Genomic DNA, 13,859 nt, shown 5'->3' with positions numbered 1-13,859 from the left:
GCGGGGGCAGTGGCCTCGCGGGTCTCGGGCCGCGGGGGTGGGCGGGTGCCGGGCTGGAGTCGGCCGGGGGCGGAGCGTCGGTGCAGGCGCTCAGCGCAAGGGCCAGGGCGGCGCAAAGGGTCAGGCGGGTCATCGGGCCATCCTCGAATACGGGTATGCCCGGAATCTAGCACGCGTGCCGTCGACACCCCGTCGCGGTCCTTGCAGATTGCCCACGCACCGTCGTGCACGTTGCAGATTGCACTGGCCGGAGCGCCCCGGAATCCACGTAAACCATTGATTGCCATAGCCGCCAAGCGTTGGCACGCAACATGCGTACTACCCCTTGAGGGACGCCTCCCCCGGCGCGCCCGTTCCATCCCCCAAGGATCCAAGGAGTTTCGATCATGAAGATCACTGCCCTTCGCAAGACGTGGTTCTCCGGCGCCAGCCTGGCGGCCGTCCTGCTGGTCTCCGGCCTGTCCCCCGTCGAGGCCCGCGCGATCGCCGACGACCACACCGCCGCCCACGCCGAGCAGTCGCGTGATGCCGGCGAGGCGATCAACGATTCGTGGATCACCACCAAGGTGAAGTCCAAGCTGCTCGCGGACGGCGACGTCTCCGGCCTGGATGTCTCGGTGGAGACGCGCAACAACGTGGTCTACCTTTCGGGCGAGGCGGAAAGCCAGGCCCAGGTGACGCGTGCCACGCAGCTGGCCCGCGAGACCGAGGGCGTGACCCGCGTGGACGCGACCGCCCTGCGCGTGGAGACCGCCACCGGCCAGGTGCGCGATGCCGTCGGCGCCGACCGCGCCAGCGATCGTGCCCCGGCGCACACCACCGGTGCCGGCACGCAAGCCCGTGACCGTACGGCCGACCGAACTGCCGACCGCACGACCGGTCGCAGCGCCGATCGCGATGAAGGTCGCACCGCGGGTGAGGCCGTTGGCGACGCCTGGATCACCACCAAGGTGAACTCCAAGCTGGCCGTCGATGGCGATGTCTCGGTGTTCGACATCTCGGTCGAGACGCGCGACAACGTCGTGCACCTCAGCGGTGAGGTCGAGAACCAGGCGCAGATCGACCAGGCCGTGCGCCTGGCCCGGGAGACCGAGGGCGTGACCCGCGTGGACGCGAGCGAGCTCCGGGTCGAGACCACCGCCGGCCAGGCGCGACGCGCCGGCGCGGAGCGCGATCGCACCGATGCGCGTACGGATGCGCGCACCACCGATGCCCGGGATGAGCGCGGTACGCGTGCCGCCCCCGGCACCACGGCGGCCCCACGGACGGGCACCGCCACCGGCACCGGCACCGGCGCGGGAATGCGCACCGATGGCACCACGCGCACTGCCGATCGCGACGACGATCGTCGTGGCGCCGGCGAGGCCGTGGGCGACGCCTGGATCACCACCAAGGTGAAGTCCAAGCTGCTGGCCGACGGCGATGTGTCGGGTTTCGACATCTCGGTCGAGACGCGCGACAACGTCGTGCATCTCAGCGGCGAGGTCGAGACGCAGGCCCAGATCAACGAGGCCGTGCGCCTGGCTGCCGACACCGAGGGCGTCACCCGCGTCGATGCGAGCGCCCTGAGGATCGGCGGCAACTGATTGCCGCACCCCACGTAGCCCACGGAGTGGGCGATACGGGTCCCCGCAATGGACGGTCGGGACCACGCAAAGGACCGCACCCCGGAACCGGGTTCGAAGGTTCCAGGCGCTAGAAGGATAGATGGACAGCCCGGCGGACACAGGAGTGTCCCCGGATCGGCCAGGAGGCCGGGCGCCAAGCGAAAGGATGCGTGGACCCCCGATCGCAGGATCGCGATCAGCGCAGGGAATGCGTGGAGCACGGCGTGGCCTGGGAGCGGGCGACGCCGTGTTTTTTTTTGCCTCCGGCGTCAGCCCTGCAACCGCTCCAGTGCGCTGTTGAGCGTGGGACTCGGGCGCATCGCCTTCGACAGCGTGTCCATGTCGGGTCGGTAGTAGCCGCCGATGTCGACCGGCTTCCCCTGCACCGCCAAAAGCTCACCCAGGATCTGCGCTTCCTGGTCGGCCAGCTCGATGGCCATCTCGCTGAACTTCGCCTTCAGCCCTGCGTCCTCGTCCTGCGCCGCCAGTGCCTGTGCCCAGTACAGGCCCAGGTAGAAGTGCGTGCCGCGATTGTCCAGGCCGCCGACCTTGCGCGACGGGCTGCGGTTGTTGTCGAGCACCTTGGCGTTGGCGCGGTCCAGCGCATCGGCCAGCACCCGCACGCGCGCATCACCGTGGCGTTGTGCCAGGTGCTCGATCGAGGCGGCCAGTGCCAGGAACTCACCCAGCGAATCCCAGCGCAGGTAGTTCTCTTCGGTGAACTGCTGCACGTGCTTGGGTGCGGAGCCGCCGGCACCGGTCTCGAACAGGCCGCCGCCGGCCATCAGCGGCACGATCGACAGCATCTTCGCGCTGGTGCCCAGCTCCAGGATCGGGAACAGGTCGGTCAGGTAGTCGCGCAGCACGTTGCCGGTCACCGAGATCGTGTCTTCGCCACGGCGGATGCGCTCAAGCGACAGCTTCATCGCCTCGACCGGGGCCAGGATGCGGATGTCCAGGCCCGAGGTGTCGTGCTCGCCGAGGGTGGCCTCGACCTTCGCGATCAGCTGCGCGTCATGGGCACGCTGCGGATCCAGCCAGAACACCGCCGGGGTGCCGGACAGGCGCGAGCGGGTCACCGCCAGCTTCACCCAGTCGCGGATCGCGCCGTCGCGGGTCTGGCACATGCGCCAGATGTCGCCGGCCTTGACCGGGGTCTCCAATACCGCGTTGCCCGAGGCGTCGACGACGCGGACCGTGCCATCGGCCGGAATGCGGAAGGTCTTGTCGTGCGAACCGTACTCCTCGGCCTTCTGCGCCATCAGGCCGACGTTGGGCACGCTGCCCATCGTCGCCGGGTCGAATGCGCCATTCGCCTTGCAGTCGTCGATGACCGCCTGGTAGATCGTCGCGTAGCTGCGGTCGGGGATGACCGCCTTGGTGTCCTGCAGCTCGCCGGCCGGATTCCACATGCGGCCGGAGTCGCGCACCAGCACCGGCATCGAGGCGTCGATGATGACGTCGCTGGGCACGTGCAGGTTGGTGATGCCCTTGTCGGAGTTCACCATCGCCAGTGACGGACGCCTGGCGTACTCCGCCTCCAGGTCGGCCTTGATCTCGGCCTGGGTGGCCTCGGGAAGTTTCGGCAGCACCGCGTACAGGTCGCCGATGCCGTTGTCGGGCGAGAAGCCCACCCCGGCCAGCGCCGCGGCGTGCTTGTGCAGCGTGTCGCGGTAGAAACGCTCGACCACGATGCCGAACATGACCGGATCGGACACCTTCATCATCGTCGCCTTGAGGTGCAGCGAGAACAGCACGTCGTTGCTGCGCGCGTCCTCGATCTGCGCGTCGATGAAGTCGGCGAGTGCCGAAGCGCTCATCGCCGCGGCGTCGACGACCTCACCGGCCTGCACCGCCACCTTGTCCTTGAGCACCGTCGTGGTGCCGTCGGTGGCGGCGAGCTCGATGCGCAGCGTGCCGGCATCCTGGATCGTGGCCGAGCGCTCGCTGCCGTAGAAGTCGCCGGACTGCATGTGCGCCACGTGCGACTTCGAATCGGCGCTCCACGCACCCAGGCGATGCGGGTGCTTGCGCGCGTATCCCTTCACCGAGGCCGCCGCGCGGCGGTCGGAGTTGCCCTCGCGCAGCACCGGGTTCACCGCACTGCCCTTGACCCGGTCGTAGCGCGAGCGGATGTCGCGCTCGGCGTCGTCGGCAGGCTCTTCCGGATACTCGGGCAGGTCGAAACCCTGGCCCTGGAGTTCGCGGATCGCCGCCTTGAGCTGCGGCATCGAGGCGCTGATATTGGGCAGCTTGATGATGTTCGCGTCCGGCGTCTTCGCCAGCTCGCCCAGCTCGGCCAGGTCGTCGGGCACCGCCTTGTCGCCCAGGCGCTCGGGGAACTGCGCCAGGATGCGTGCCGCCAGCGAGATGTCCCGGGTTTCCACCGCGATCCCCGCCGTCGCTGCGAAGGCCTGCACGATCGGCAGCAGCGAGGCCGTGGCCAGGAAAGGCGCTTCGTCGGTCAGGGTGTAGAGGATCTTCGGCGTATCGGTCATGGAATCGGGCCCGCTGCGGAGTAAACCGCCATTTTCGCGGTTTAGGCGTCGCGGAGCAAAGCGCGCCCGCCCGCGGGCGCGTCTGGATCAGGCCGGTCGACGCCCGGAGACGGCACCAGCGGCTGCAGCCAGCACTCCGGGGTCAGCGCGCGAAGGCCGTGGGCGAGGCGTGCGCGGTCGCATTGCGGGCTGGGCGTGCCGTCCTCCCAGGCCGGCTTGAGTTCGTGGCAGGGGCTGGGGCGCTGTGCGTAGATGCCGCAGTGCGCGGCCTCGCCGACCTGGCCGACCAGCGCCACGCAGCGCGGGGCGCGGGCACTGGTGCCGCGCATGTTGAGCCGGTGAGGGTCGAGTTTTTCGGTCAGCTCCGGGGGCGTTGATCCGCCCAGGAGGGGCTCGGCCTCGGACCAGTGGAAGGCCACGCGGAAATGGGCGCAGCACGCGCCGCAGCGCAAACAGGGATGGCTCATGCCCGCGGGACTCGATGCAAGCGGGGTGGGGCCCGGGGCGACATGCCGCGGGGGTTTCGGCCGCGGATTCTAGGGCAAGCACCACCCCGCGTGCACGGGGGGGCTTGCTAGCATGCGTGGATGTTCATTTCCCTACCGCTGATGCTGGCCCTGGGCCTGCAGGACGAGGCCACGCGCCTGGACACGATCACCGTCACCGGGCGCACCGAGGCGGTGGCCGCCGAGCGTCCGGAATCGGTTTCGGTGATCACCGCCGACCCGATCGCCGCGACCGGCGCCACCCACGCCAACGAACTGCTGGCGCGGGTGCCGGGTGTGTGGGCCAGCCGCGGCAGCGGCCAGGAGCAGCTGCTGTCGATCCGCTCGCCGGTGCTGACCGGGCCCGGGGCCTGCGGCGCCTTCCTCACCCTCGAAGACGGCGTGCCGATCCGGCCGACCGGCTTCTGCAACGTCAACCAGATGTTCGAACTCAACACCGAGCAGGCGGGCGCGGTGGAGGTGCTGCGTGGCCCGGGTTCTGCCGTGCACGGGTCCAATGCGCTGCATGGGGTCATCAACGTGGTGCCGCGCCGGCCCGATGACCCGGGCGGTCTCGGCGTGGGGGTGGAAGTGGGCGGCCACGACTACGAGCGCATCCAGGCCGGGCTGGGCAGGCCCGACGCAGTGGCCCCGTGGCGGGTGGACCTGTACGGCGTGAGTGCCGGCAGCTTCCGCGAGGAGGAGGGTTTCGACCAGCAAAAGCTCACCGCGCAGCTCGCGATGCCGGAGGCCACGGGTGCCCCGCGCCTGCTGCTCAGCGCGGCCAACCTCAACCAGGAGACGGCCGGGTTCATCACCGGCTTCCAGTCCTACCGTGACCAGCGGCGCTTTCAAAACGCCAATCCCGAGGCGTTCCGCGATGGCCGGGCGCTGCGGCTGCAGGGTCGCTGGACCTGGGTGCTGGCCGGTGGCGGCGAACTGGTCTTCGTGCCCTACGCGCGCCGCGACCAGCTGCGCTTCATCCAGCACTTCAGTCCGGGGAAACCCCTGGAGGAGACCGGCAGCCACAGCGCCGGCGCCCAGCTGATGTGGCGGCGCCAGGCCGGTGACTGGCAGTTGCAACTGGGCACCGACCTGGAGCGCGCCTCGGGCACGGTACTGGAGGACCAGCCGTTCGCGTTGACCGACTCCTCGCCGCTCAACAATGCGATCCGCCCGGCCGGGGTGCACTACGACTACCGGGTCGACGCCTGGTCGGCGGCACTGTTCGGCGAGGCCGAGCGCCGGGTCGGCCAGCGCGGTTCGCTGTTGCTGGGCCTGCGCGGCGAGCGCCTGCGCAACGACTACGACACCCGTGCCGCGGCGGGGAACCTGCGCGAGGACGGCACGCCCTGTCCGGCCGTCGGCAACGACACCGGCGGCTGCCTGTTCAACCGGCCGGCCGATCGGCGCGACACGTTCTCCGGCCTCTCGGCCCAGCTGGGCTACCTGCACCGGCTCGATGCGACCGGCCGCTGGCAGCTCAAGGGCCGCCTCGCGCGCGCGTTCCGCTTCCCGCAGGCGGCCGAGCTCTATCGGCTGCAGCGTGGGCAGGACGTGGCCGACCTGGACAGCGAAACCCTCGACGGAATCGAGCTGGGCATCGAACACCGCGCCGACCGGCTCGACCTGGCGGCCACCACCTACGCCTACGACAAGCGCAACGTGATCCTGCGCGACGCGCAGGGATTCAACATCTCCGACGGGCGCACCTCGCATCGGGGCGTCGAGCTCGACGCGCGCTGGCGCTTCGCGCCGGGCTGGTGGTTCGACGGAAATGCCGCGTACGCGATCCAGCGCTACCGCTTCGACAGCGCCATCGGCGGCGGCGAGGTGATCACCCGGGGCAACGAGGTCGACAGCGCGCCGCGCTGGCTGGGTGGCACGCGCCTGGGCCATGCCCGGGAATGGCTGGGCGAGGTCGAACTGGAATGGGTGCACCAGGGCGGCTACTTCCTCGACGCCGGCAACACCCAGCGCTATGGCGGCCACGACCTGCTGCACCTGCGCTGGCGACGGGCACTCGGGGCGAACTGGACGCTGGGGGCGCGGGTGATGAACCTCACCGACCGCCGCTACGCGGAGCGGGCGGACCTGGCCTTCGGCAACTTCCGCTACTTCCCGGGCGCCGGGCGTACCGGCTACCTGGTGGTGAGCTGGAGCCCCTGACGTCCGTTTCAGGCGGGGGCGTCCCCGGCGTCCCGGCGGCGCGGAGGCGTGAAGCCCTTGGTGTCGTCGAGCGGCAGCGTCACCACGAAACGGCTGCCGCAGCCGACGCCCTCGCTGCTGGCCTCGATGCTGCCCCCGTGTGCCAGCACCAGTTCGTGCACCACGGTCAGGCCTATGCCCAGGCCGGACTTGGTGCTGGCCACCGCATGGGTGTCCTGGACGAAGGGTTCGAAGATGAAGGGCAGTGCGGACTCGGTGATGCCGATGCCGCTGTCGTCGATGATGACGCTGGCGACCCCGTCCGCGGAGGTCACAGCCACGTCTATGCGTCCGTCCCCGGGCGTGTAGCGGATCGCATTGTCGAGCAGGTTCGCCAGCACCTGCCCCAGCCGCGCCGGATCGCCGCGGATCAACACTTCGCCTGCGGGGGCTTCCAGTCCAAGGTGCTGGCCGTGTTCCTGCGAGGACAGGCGGGCACTTTCGACCGCCTTGCCGACCACCTGGAGCAGGTCCATGCGCTGCCAGCTCAGGTGCAGCTTGCCGGTGCGCATGCGCGAGACCTCAAGCAGGTCACCAACCAGTTCGGCCATTCGCGTGACCTGTCCGTCGATGACCGCCTTGAGCTGGGCCTGCAACTCGTCGTCGTCGCCGCCACGCCCCAGCATTCCGACGGCGATGCGGATGGGCGTGAGCGGGCTGCGCAGCTCGTGGGCCAGCACGCCCATGAAGGCCGTCTGGCGCTGCTGGGCCTTCTCGCAGGCGGACAGCAGCTGCCGGGCATCGAGTGCGGCCAACACCAGCTCGCTGTTGGCCTCCTGCATCTGCAGGCGATCCGGATCACGCATCTCGATGGCCGGGCCCGGGGCGGTCGCAGGGAGGTCCGTGCCCTCCTCGGGCGTGTCCCCATGGACGCGGAAGGCCCCGGCACCGCCACGCTTGGCCTGGTACATCGCCGCGTCGGCGCGCGCGATCAGGGTGGTCGCATCCTCGCCATGCTCCGGAAACAGGCTCACGCCGATGCTGGCGCTCACGCGCACGCTGTGTTCGCCCACCGGACAGGGACGGGCCAGCGCGGCGATGATCTTCTGTGCCACCACCGTCGCCGTGTCGGCATCGGCGACGACGTCGAGCACGATGACGAACTCGTCGCCCCCGTGGCGGCTGACCGTGTCGACCTCACGCACCGCCCCGACGATCACCTTGGCGGCCCACTGAAGCACCTGGTCGCCCACCGTGTGCCCCAGGCGATCGTTGATCTGCTTGAAGCCGTCCAGGTCGACGAACAGGACCGCCACCCGCGTGCCATTGCGACGGGCCTGGGCCATCGCGTGCTCGAACCGGTCAAGCAGGTGCGAGCGGTCCGGCAGCCGGGTCAGCGGGTCGAGCTTGGCCGCGTGCGCCAACTCGTCCAGGGCCCGGTCCAGGTGCTCCGCCCGGGACTGGGCATCCAGCGCCGAACACATCAGGGCCTCGTTGACGTCCCTGAGGCGCGCGAGCTCCTCGTCCCGTCCGGCGCCCCGGTGCCGCTTGCGGTCGCCCGTCGGGCTCATCCCGCCTTCCCCGGGGGCTTGGATTCCGGCCGGCCGCCGAGCAGGCCGGCCAGGCCGGACAGCTTTTCGCCCACGCGGATCCCGCGCTCGTCGATGGCGTACTGGCGCAGCTCACACGAGTGGTTGCTGGCGCGCACCTTGACCACCGCCATCATCCGCAGCAGCTCGCTCTCCACCTCGATGTAACGCTGAACGACGATCGCGTCGGTCATGAAGGCGGTGCCGTAGGGGCTGAAGCGCAAGTCGGTGTAGCGGTCCTCCAGCTCGCAGGTCAGCACCACGGTCACGCCGGATGACGCGAGCGAGGCGACCAGGCGCGAGAGGCTGTCGCGGAAGTCGGCGTGGAAGGTCGGCGCCAGCGCGAGTTCAAAACCGGACAGCGAATCGATGACCACGCGGGTGGCCTTGAGGCGGCGGATCTCCGTGAGCAGCAGGCACAGGATCTCCGCGATCGACAGGTCCGGGGCGGAATGGGAATCGACCAGTCCAACCTGGCCGCTGGCCACCAGTTGCGCCACCGTGCGATGCCGCGCGCGGTGTGGATTCTGCTCGAAAACCGCGATGACCCCGGTCTCGCCCCGGCGCGCGCCCTCGGCCAGGAATTCGGCGGCCAGGATGCTCTTGCCCGAGCCCGAGGGCCCGGCCACCAGCAACGAATAGCCGCGGGGCAGCCCGCCGCCGAGCATCGCGTCGAGCTCGGGTTCGCCCATCGACAGCCGCCCCTCCAGCGGCGCCTTGGATTCCCCGCCGTCGGCCAGCGAGGTGCGCCCGAGCGAGAACACCCGGAGCCCCTGGCTGTTGATGCGGAAGGTGTGCAGGCCCGGCAGCGTCGGCTGCCCGCGCATCTTCTTGACCTCGATCTTGCGCACCATCGAGTTGCGCTCGACGCTCTGGCTCAACCACAGCATGCCGTCGGCCACGGTCAGGACCGGGTTGGGGTCGTTGTCGCTGAAATACTCGCCGATCAGGAAGGTGGTGGCCTGCCAGTTCGCCATCAGCATGCCCAGCTGCTGCACGAATTCCTGCATCGCGCCGTCGGCATTGCCGGCCGACTGGCTGGCCACGACCACCGAGCGGAACGAATCCACGAAGATGTAGCGGGGCCGGCGCGCCACCACCTCGCGCGTGATCCGCTCCAGCACCCGGTCCAGGTCGCCCGCCAGTGCTTCCTCGGACAGGTTGAGGTAGTGGATCGAATCGCCCACCGCCTCGGTGTCGAAGAAGTCGAACTGCTGCTGGTAGCGCAGCATCTTCACCGGCGGCTCGCCGAGCACGGTCACGAACAGCGCCGGATGCTCGGTGCTGGCCATGGAGAACATCATCTGGTGCGACAGCGTGGTCTTGCCGCAGCCGGGAGGGCCCACGATGAGGTTGAACGACAGTTCGGGAATGCCGCCGCCGAGGATATCGTCGAGGCCGGGAACCCCTGTTTCGAGGCGCTTGATCGTCACTCTGGTGCTCATTGCCGTGTGTCCTGTTCGTTCAAGGCCCCGGGGTTGCCGGCCCAGACCGGGCCGAGCAGGCGGGCGGTCAGCGCGGGTCCGACCAGGCTGGAAAGCAGCGCATCGAAATGGCGCAGGAAGCTGGCCGCACCCGCCTGGGCCTCCGCGGTCGGCCGCCGCGCCAGCACGGCGTGGAGGGCGTCGGGGTCGGCGTCTCGTGCGGACGCTTGCGTGGTCTCCGGACTCAGCCAGGGGTGCTGGTCGGTGGCGAGGTGGAGGCTGCGCCGGTAAAGGCCGGCCACACCGCCCTTCCCGAGGATCGGCTGCAGTGCCCGGTCGATGCTGATCCACGTTGCAAGGGTGGCGTCCGCGACGGCGCCCGCGTCGCGGGCCGCGTCGATGTGACGGGACACGAACGCGTGGAGCAGCTCGGTTTCCGGGCGTTCCACAGTCAGACCGTCCTTAGCAGGCAGCGTAGCGTGAACACCCCACACTACGCCTTTGCCGGCGCAGCGCAATGAATCTTTCCCGATGACGACGACCGCCGCGGGCGATGGCGTGCGCGTTATTGCCGCACGGTGCGCGGATTGCCCGGCTGGGTCTCGCCGCTGGAGCTGCGGAACGGGTTGATGTCGAGGCCGCCGCGGCGGGTGTAGCGCGCGTACACGCTCAGCCGCTGCGGGCGGCACTGGCGCATCAGGTCGGTGAAGATCCGCTCCACGCACTGCTCGTGGAAATCGCTGTGCCCGCGGAAGCTGACCAGGTAGCGCAGCAGGCCGGCGCGGTCGATCTTCGGCCCGTGGTAGCGCAGTTGCAGGCTGGCCCAGTCGGGCTGGCCGGTGACCGGGCAGTTCGACTTGAGCAGGTGCGAGACCAGCGTCTCCTCGACCACTTCCCCGCCGTCGGCGCGCAGGAAGTCCGGCCTCGGCGGCCCGTAGTGGTCGATCGCCACCGGCAGGTCGTCGATCGTGTCGCCCGAGAGTCCCTCGACCTGGCCGTGGCCACTGACCGTCGTCGGCACGACCACCACGCTCACCGGGGCGCCCGCGGCGGCGGACAGGTCCTCGACCAGGCGCGCCCGCAACGCGTCGGGGCCGTCGTAGCGTTCCTGGGCGTGGGAATTGAGGTAGAGCTTGAAGCTCTTGGACTCGATGATGTTCGGCGAGTCGGCCGGCACGCGGAACTCGCCGAGCGCCACCTTCGGCTTGCCACGCGCATCCAGCCAGCCCAGCTCGTAGGCGTTCCACACGTCGCAGCCGGTGAACGGCAAGGCCCCGTCGATGCCGAGCTCGTGACGTTTCGGGGCGCGCGGGATCGGGTACAGCAGGGCCGGGTCGTAGGCGTCGGGGTAGGCGGTGGGCTTGCCCAGCAGGGAACTTTCGGGGGTCGTCATCGCGACATTCTAGTCGCTGGCCGTGCCCCCGGGCGTGACCAGGTGCGCAAGCGCGAGCGCCAGCATCGCCCGTACGCCGACGTCCAGGCTCTCCTCGTCGAGCAGGAATTCCGGGGAGTGGTTGTTCGGCGCGGTGGCCGGGTCGATGCCGCGCGAGGTCGAGCCGACGAAGAAGAAGAAGCCGGGCACGCGGTTGGCGAATTCGGAGAAGTCCTCCGCCACCGTCATCAACGGCATCTCCACGACATTGGCCTCGCCGACCGCCGCGTGCAGGGTCGGCAGCACGCGCGTGGTCAGGGCCGCATCGTTGGCGGTCACCGGCGCGGAGTTCTCCACCTCCAGCGTGGCACTGCCCCCGGCGGCCTCGGCGATCGCGCTGGCGGTCCGGGCGAAGCGCGCGATGACGTCCTCGCGCACCTGCATGTCGAAGGTGCGCAGCGTGCCTTCCATCTGCACCGTGTCGGGAATGATGTTGAAGCGGATGCCGCCCTCGATGCGGCCCGGCGACAGCACCACCGGCGATGAGGTGATGTCGATCTGCCGGGCGATGATCGCGTTCATGCCCGCCAGCACCTGGCCGGCGATCGCGATCGGGTCGACGCCGCCCCACGGGCGCGACCCGTGCGTCTGCTGGCCTGCGATGTCGAGCACCCAGCGATCGGCGCTCGCCATCATCGGGCCGCTGCGGTAGCCCAGCTGGCCGACCGGCAGGCTGGCCCACACGTGCAGCCCGTACACCGCTTCGGGCTCGACGTCGTCGAAGATGCCTTCATCGAGCATCATCGACGCACCGCCGTCCTCGCCCGGCGGCGGGCCTTCCTCGGCCGGCTGGAACACGAACAGCACCTCGCCGGGCAGTTCCCCGCGCATGCCGGCCAGCGCCTGCGCCACGCCCATCAGGATCGCCACGTGGGCGTCGTGGCCGCAGGCGTGCATGACGCCGGTGGTCTGTCCGGCGTACTCGGTGGTGACGGTGGAAGCGAAGGGCAGGCCGGTGCGTTCGGTGACCGGCAGCGCGTCCATGTCGGCACGCAATGCGATGCGCGGGCCGGGACGCCCGCCCTTGAGCAGGCCGGTCACGCCGGTGTGGGCGATGCCGGTGCGCACCTCCATGCCCAGGCCTTCCAGGTGTTGCGCCACCAGCGCGGACGTGCGGAACTCGCGATTGCCCAGTTCCGGGTGCTGGTGGATGTCGCGGCGCCAGGCCACCACCGCTTCGCCGACATCGGCGGCCAGCGCGTCGATGTCCGCCGCCTGCGCGGGCTGGACCGGCGCGAAGCAAAGCGCCAGCGCGAAGCCGAGTGCTGGCACCGGTCCGAGGCGTCGTGCCGCGCTCACTGCGACGCCCCCGCATCGAGCAGGTCCAGCGCGGCCTGCAGCATCGCCCGCGTTCCGAGCGGTAGCGCCGCCTCGTCGACGTCGAATTCCGGGGAGTGGTTGCTGGCCACCGCCGCCATGTCCGCACCGGGCGGCGTGGCCCCGACGAAGAAGAACAGCGCCGGCGCATGCGCGCCGAACTCGGCGAAGTCCTCGGCGCCGGTGATCGGATCGATCTCGATGACCTTGCCGGCACCGGCAACGCGCTCCAGGCTGGGCTTGACCCGGGACAGCAGGTCCTCGTCGTTGCGCACCACCGGGTTTCCGGCCTCGGCCGGGATCGCGTGCTCGACGGTCGCGCCGTGTGCGGCGGCGACGTTCTCGGCCACCCGGCGCAGGCCCTCGAACAGCTTCTCGCGCATGTCCGGCTCGAAGCTGCGGATCGTGCCGATCAGCTCGACCTCGTCGGGGATGATGTTGTTGCGGATGCCGCCGTTGAACGCGCCGAAGGTCAGCACGACCGGGGCGCGGGTCAGTTCGGCCTGGCGGCTGACCAGGGTCTGCGCGGTCATGACGATGTCGGCGGCGGCGACGATCGGGTCCACGCCCGACCACGGGCGCGAGCCGTGCGCCTGCCGCCCCTTCACGGTGATCGAGAAGCGGTCGGACGCGGCCATGAACGGCCCCGGGCGGGTGGCGATCGTGTCCGACGCGATGCCGGCGATCACGTGCAGGCCCAGTACCGCCTCGGGCTGGAAGTCGGCGAACAGGCCTTCATCGAGCATCAGCGAGGCCCCGCCCTCCTCGCCCTCGGGCGGACCTTCCTCGGCGGGCTGGAAGATGAACATCACCTCGCCCGCCAGCTGCTCGCGCACCCCGGCCAGCGCTTCGGCCACGCCCATCAGGATCGCGGTGTGGGCGTCATGGCCGCAGGCATGCATGACGCCGGTGGTCTGGCCGCGGTACTCGGTGGTGACCGTCGAGGCGAACGGCAGGCCGGTGCGCTCGGTGACCGGAAGCGCGTCCATGTCCGCGCGCAGTGCGATCTTCGGGCCCTCGCCGGCGCCACCGCGCAGGATGCCGACCACGCCGGTGTGGGCGATGCCGGTGCGCACCTCCAGGCCCAGTGCCTCGAGGTGCTCGGCCACCAGGCCGGCGGTGCGGAACTCGCGGTTGCCCAGTTCCGGATGCTGGTGGATGTCGCGGCGCCATTCCACCACGCGCGCGTCGACCGGGCCGGCCAACGCGTCGACGTCGAGTGCGCCGGCGTCCTGTGCGGTGGTGGGCAGGGACACGCACAGCAATACGGCGGCGAGCGGGAGCAGGCGCATGACGGACTCCGGTTGGTCGATGTCGAAGCCATCATGCGGCATGCGGCGACGCGGTTGAAGCGCCGCC

General features: G+C 70.2%; 10 protein-coding genes. 2 read left to right on the top strand and 8 right to left on the bottom strand.

Annotation, left to right across the window (positions count from 1 at the left end):
• Positions 1-386: 386 nt before the first annotated feature.
• A complete protein-coding gene (locus tag FU658_RS09170) occupies positions 387-1,586 on the top strand; it encodes a BON domain-containing protein (protein WP_147891801.1) in 1,200 nt (399 codons plus the stop codon).
• A gap of 290 nt (positions 1,587-1,876) precedes the next feature.
• Here FU658_RS09170 and FU658_RS09165 read toward each other — a convergent pair whose 3' ends face one another.
• Positions 1,877-4,105: an NADP-dependent isocitrate dehydrogenase gene (locus FU658_RS09165; protein WP_147891800.1), complete on the bottom strand. Its 2,229-nt coding sequence runs from the start codon at positions 4,103-4,105 to the stop codon at positions 1,877-1,879.
• 41 nt (positions 4,106-4,146) lie between these two features.
• Entirely contained in the window at positions 4,147-4,572 is a 426-nt protein-coding gene (locus FU658_RS09160; RefSeq protein ID WP_147891799.1) for a YkgJ family cysteine cluster protein, read from the bottom strand.
• A gap of 120 nt (positions 4,573-4,692) precedes the next feature.
• On the opposite strand from FU658_RS09160, the gene FU658_RS09155 reads away from it, so the two are divergent.
• On the top strand, positions 4,693-6,759 hold the full coding sequence (locus tag FU658_RS09155; RefSeq protein WP_147891798.1) for a TonB-dependent receptor: 2,067 nt from the start codon (positions 4,693-4,695) through the stop codon (positions 6,757-6,759).
• A gap of 8 nt (positions 6,760-6,767) precedes the next feature.
• Here the strand turns inward: FU658_RS09155 and FU658_RS09150 are convergent, their stop codons facing one another.
• The 6 genes from FU658_RS09150 to FU658_RS09125 all read right to left on the bottom strand — a co-directional run bounded on the left by FU658_RS09150 (position 6,768) and on the right by FU658_RS09125 (position 13,792).
• Positions 6,768-8,309: a diguanylate cyclase domain-containing protein gene (locus tag FU658_RS09150; protein WP_147891797.1), complete on the bottom strand. Its 1,542-nt coding sequence runs from the start codon at positions 8,307-8,309 to the stop codon at positions 6,768-6,770.
• Positions 8,306-9,772 (bottom strand): ATPase domain-containing protein, encoded by a 1,467-nt coding sequence (locus FU658_RS09145; protein WP_147891796.1) that lies wholly within the window; start codon positions 9,770-9,772, stop codon positions 8,306-8,308. The genes FU658_RS09150 and FU658_RS09145 overlap by 4 nt, the downstream gene beginning before the upstream one ends.
• Positions 9,769-10,200, bottom strand: a complete 432-nt coding sequence (locus FU658_RS09140; RefSeq protein WP_147891795.1) for a hypothetical protein — start codon at positions 10,198-10,200, stop codon at positions 9,769-9,771. The genes FU658_RS09145 and FU658_RS09140 overlap by 4 nt, the downstream gene beginning before the upstream one ends.
• Before the next feature lie 116 nt (positions 10,201-10,316).
• Positions 10,317-11,144, bottom strand: a complete 828-nt coding sequence (gene queF, locus FU658_RS09135; RefSeq protein WP_147891794.1) for an NADPH-dependent 7-cyano-7-deazaguanine reductase QueF — start codon at positions 11,142-11,144, stop codon at positions 10,317-10,319.
• Positions 11,145-11,153: 9 nt separating this feature from the next.
• Positions 11,154-12,455, bottom strand: a complete 1,302-nt coding sequence (locus FU658_RS09130) for an amidohydrolase (protein WP_147891813.1) — start codon at positions 12,453-12,455, stop codon at positions 11,154-11,156.
• 23 nt (positions 12,456-12,478) lie between these two features.
• Complete coding sequence (locus FU658_RS09125; protein WP_147891793.1) at positions 12,479-13,792, bottom strand: amidohydrolase; 1,314 nt, start codon at positions 13,790-13,792, stop codon at positions 12,479-12,481.
• Positions 13,793-13,859 lie beyond the last annotated feature (67 nt).

This window comes from Alkalisalibacterium limincola, from assembly GCF_008017755.1.
In the GTDB taxonomy this organism is placed as follows: domain Bacteria; phylum Pseudomonadota; class Gammaproteobacteria; order Xanthomonadales; family Xanthomonadaceae; genus Alkalisalibacterium; species Alkalisalibacterium limincola.
Note: the sequence above shows the minus strand (reverse complement) of the source record. Positions and strands in the feature narration are given on the sequence as shown.

What these genes read in the sequence shown, in the direction of transcription:
- FU658_RS09160 (WP_147891799.1), bottom strand. Translation starts at nt 4,572, where the DNA reads ATGAGCCATCCCTGTTTGCGCTGCGGCGCGTGCTGCGCCCATTTCCGC.
- FU658_RS09155 (WP_147891798.1), top strand. Translation starts at nt 4,693, where the DNA reads ATGTTCATTTCCCTACCGCTGATGCTGGCCCTGGGCCTGCAGGACGAG.
- queF (WP_147891794.1), bottom strand. Translation starts at nt 11,144, where the DNA reads ATGACGACCCCCGAAAGTTCCCTGCTGGGCAAGCCCACCGCCTACCCC.
- FU658_RS09150 (WP_147891797.1), bottom strand. Translation starts at nt 8,309, where the DNA reads ATGAGCCCGACGGGCGACCGCAAGCGGCACCGGGGCGCCGGACGGGAC.
- FU658_RS09165 (WP_147891800.1), bottom strand. Translation starts at nt 4,105, where the DNA reads ATGACCGATACGCCGAAGATCCTCTACACCCTGACCGACGAAGCGCCT.
- FU658_RS09145 (WP_147891796.1), bottom strand. Translation starts at nt 9,772, where the DNA reads ATGAGCACCAGAGTGACGATCAAGCGCCTCGAAACAGGGGTTCCCGGC.
- FU658_RS09170 (WP_147891801.1), top strand. Translation starts at nt 387, where the DNA reads ATGAAGATCACTGCCCTTCGCAAGACGTGGTTCTCCGGCGCCAGCCTG.
- FU658_RS09125 (WP_147891793.1), bottom strand. Translation starts at nt 13,792, where the DNA reads ATGCGCCTGCTCCCGCTCGCCGCCGTATTGCTGTGCGTGTCCCTGCCC.